Genomic DNA, 3,573 nt, shown 5'->3' with positions numbered 1-3,573 from the left:
CCTTTGGACAGCGCACAAAACCTGGAGAACAATTTATACCCGTTAATACAATTTTTAACGACACCCCAACACCTACTACATTTGAACTCGGTGATTTTTTTGGAGAAAACCAAGATTTGGACAGTTTGGTAAATCACTACTTTAACGGTATGTCTTATACTGAACGCGTTGGTCAATTACTAATGCCTGCAGTGGGTAGATACGGTCAGGATTACTCGAAAATTGAGCGTTTAACACAAGAAGGAAAAATTGGAGGTGTTCTGATGCTAAATGGTAGTAAAGTGCAATTTGCAAACTGGATACAAGATTTAAATGCCATTAATGATAGCTTAAACTACCTTCCTTTTTTATACAGTGCCGATGCAGAACCTTCTTTAATAAATCGTAAGATTTCGGGGACCCCCACTATACAAAAGGCCAATACCTTAAAAACAAAAGCAGAAGTTGAAAAATGTGCTCAAGACATTTCTAATGAATTGTTGGAGATTGGTATCAATTACAATTTTGCACCTGTAGTAGATATGTCGCCAAATAAAACAGTAGGTTGGAGAAGTTTTGGTCATGAACCTGACAGCGTAATCTCATGGTCTTCTGCTTTTATACATCAAACACAAGCTAATAATATCCTGGCCACAGCCAAACACTTTCCAGGACATGGTTTCGTAACTGGAGACACACACAAACAGTTGGTATATATAGACGGAGAGTTAAAAGAACTTCACAATTATCCTCAACTTATTGCAGATAGTGTTATGAGTATCATGGTTGCACATATAGCAGTTAAAAACAACGCTACTTACAATACCAATGATATGCCGGCAACTACTTCTAAAAAGATCGTAACAGACTTATTAAGAGACAGTTTAAACTTCGAAGGATTAATCGTTACTGATGCAATGAATATGGGAGGAGTTAGAAACGTTGATAAGGCAGAAGTACTTGCAGTTCAAGCAGGTTGTGACATCTTACTCATGCCATTAGATGCAGACTTAGCACACCAGAGACTACTTGGTCTATACAGTTTAGATGCTGATTTTAGAAATCAAGTTGATACTGCTTGTAAACGTATCATTAGAGCAAAAATAGCTCTGGGGTTAATGCACTAATATAGACAGCAAAACTCCCGCAATTAAACTGATCAGTTTTACAAAATTAAACTTGTGGTTTTCTGAAGATTCGAAGATGATAGTTGTTGAGATATGTAAAAACATACCCACCACTACGGCTAGGATAATATCTAAGTCTATTCCTATCTCCGGAAAGCCATAAGTCCCAAATAACATCCCTAGAGGTGCCATTAATGAGAAAGCCGCAATTACCATCCACGCTTTAGATTGTTTAAATCCAGAACTTAACAACAAAGTCATTAAAGCAATAGCCACAGGTATTTTATGTAAAACAATCCCCATTAATAAGGTATTGAAACCCGAATGAACGCCATGATAATGCCCATGAGCATGATGCATCACCTCGGCAGCACCACTCGCTTCAGCGGTTAGCGGTATTCCTTCTATAAATGAATGTAAACTTAGAGAGATAAATAATCCCCACTGCATTGCACCGCCAGCTTTTGCATGTATATGCCCATGCTCTATACCTCCTGAAAAATATTCCAAAAACAATTGAATCAAAAAACCGAGCAATATATAATACCCAATACCAAACTCATGCTTGGAGTAAATCTCAGGAATAAAATGTATGAATGCTATAGACAGCAAAAACCCTCCACTAAAGGATAGAAACAGTTTTATAGTTTTGTCTTGACTCTTATTTTTTAAAAAGACCACTATAAACCCTCCCAAAAAAACGGAAAGGATAAGGAATAATATATTAATTAGCTCCATCTTGCTTTTTAGCCACAATAATTAACCTTTCTGAATGCTCTTCATCAAAGGTGTTTAATTTAAAATCTCCGAAGGTAGTCTCAATTTTAAAACCAGCCTCTGTAAGTAGTCGATTAAAGTCATCATAACTTACAGCCTGTACTTTTTCTGTATAATCAAAATCTTTACCCTCAGCTGTAAACTGAATATTTTTCAAGATATGACTTCCGTTAAAATTTCGCTGTATATGAAACTCAATACCCTCAACCTCTTTTACTTCATCCTCCACTAAATTAGCTACGGTATACTTGGCATTTAAAAAATCTATCAATACTCTACCTCCTGGTTGAAGCATTTGATGCACAGATTTTAATACTTGTAAGTTATCCGACTGATCATCAAAGTATCCGAAACTCGTAAATAAATTAAAAACTACATCGAATTTTTCATCCTTATATACATCCCGCATATCATGGGTGTCAAAATGCAAAGCACCGTTTTCATGTTTTTTTGCTTCGGCAATACTTTGAGCTGCCAAGTCTAATCCTAAAACACGCAGACCTTTCTTATTTAAATAAACCGAGTGCCTACCCTTTCCACATGCCAAATCACATACATATTCATTACTTAAGCCCATAAAATTGTACAGGTTATCTATAAACAATTCAGCTTCATCGAAATCTCTATTCTTGTAAAGAATGTGATAGTATTTTGTGTTGAACCATTGTTCAAACCACGGTTTTGACATGTATGGATACTTTAAATTATGCGGGGCAAAAATAAACAAAGTTCCGAGCTGTGAAAAATTAAAAGCAACAGAAGAAAGTCTAGTAAAAGATATTTCTATATTTGTTGGGTACGGCTAAATTATACTACTACATTACACTTGATGGACAAAGAGAATATTATTAACTTTTATGAAGATACTGAAAGGGAGCATTTGCTTTTCTCGTACAAGGGAGAGGTTACGCCTGAAGTTATCTTGGAGTTAATAAGAAAATCTGAACAATTGTTAGGTGAGAAAAAGGAGAACAAACGCATTGAAAAACGATTGTGTAACATCGTTATTGAAAGTCTTCAAAATCTCTATCATCATCAAATTGATCCATTTGAAAACTCCAGTGAAATTCAGGAAATTCACAAGAATATGATATTCATGATAACATTCAAGGATGGATTTTATCATGTACATACAGGGAATTTTATGAATACTGCTGACACGAAAAAAATTAAACAAAGAATAAGCGAAATAAATAACTTAAGTGATTTAGAACTAAAGGAAAGTTATAAAAGTAAATTAGCTAATGGTGCTCAAAGTAAAAAGGGTACCGCCGGTTTAGGTTTTATTGATATGAGACGTAAATCAGGACTACCATTAAATTATAACTTTCATGAACTTAGTGCCGGCTTAAGCTTCTTCTGTTTAGATATTACTATTAACACACTTTAAAACTCGGAATATGGAAAATTTAATCATTGAAGGGACCCCTAAAACACCCAGCGTACATTTTTCGAATGAAACAGGTACTTTAGAAATTAAAGGTAGATCTATTCCTGAGAACTCTATAGAGTTTTACAAACCCATTAACGAGTGGATTGCTAATTACGGAGAAAATCCAAAAAGCACTACTACCGTTGATATCAAATTGGAATACTTCAACACATCCTCTTCTAAATGCATCTTAGACTTCTTGAAAGCTTTGGAAGCTATTAACGGGCAAGGAACTGATATAAAAGTGAATTGGTTCTT

General features: G+C 35.0%; 5 protein-coding genes. 3 read left to right on the top strand and 2 right to left on the bottom strand.

Annotated features, from left to right (window positions below; all coding sequences use genetic code 11):
- Positions 1-1,106 (top strand): glycoside hydrolase family 3 N-terminal domain-containing protein (locus R3333_RS13285; RefSeq protein ID WP_318959258.1); only part of this gene is annotated, 1,106 nt, incomplete at its 5' end.
- Here R3333_RS13285 and R3333_RS13280 read toward each other — a convergent pair.
- Positions 1,095-1,844, bottom strand: a complete 750-nt coding sequence (locus tag R3333_RS13280) for a ZIP family metal transporter (protein ID WP_318959257.1) — start codon at positions 1,842-1,844, stop codon at positions 1,095-1,097. The two genes, R3333_RS13285 and R3333_RS13280, sit on opposite strands and share 12 nt — an antisense overlap.
- On the bottom strand, positions 1,831-2,571 hold the full coding sequence (locus R3333_RS13275; protein WP_318959256.1) for a class I SAM-dependent methyltransferase: 741 nt from the start codon (positions 2,569-2,571) through the stop codon (positions 1,831-1,833). Before R3333_RS13275 ends, R3333_RS13280 begins: the two co-directional genes overlap by 14 nt.
- Before the next feature lie 141 nt (positions 2,572-2,712).
- On the opposite strand from R3333_RS13275, the gene R3333_RS13270 reads away from it, so the two are divergent.
- Both R3333_RS13270 and R3333_RS13265 read left to right on the top strand, forming a co-directional pair.
- Positions 2,713-3,273, top strand: a complete 561-nt coding sequence (locus R3333_RS13270) for a SiaB family protein kinase (protein ID WP_318959255.1) — start codon at positions 2,713-2,715, stop codon at positions 3,271-3,273.
- A gap of 10 nt (positions 3,274-3,283) precedes the next feature.
- The coding region (locus R3333_RS13265; protein ID WP_318959254.1) for a DUF1987 domain-containing protein at positions 3,284-3,573 on the top strand (290 nt) is incomplete at its 3' end.

The sequence above is a fragment of the Lishizhenia sp. genome, from assembly GCF_033720595.1.
In the GTDB taxonomy this organism is placed as follows: Bacteria; Bacteroidota; Bacteroidia; order Flavobacteriales_D; family Crocinitomicaceae; genus Lishizhenia.
This window is presented reverse-complemented; position numbering and strand designations above follow the sequence as displayed.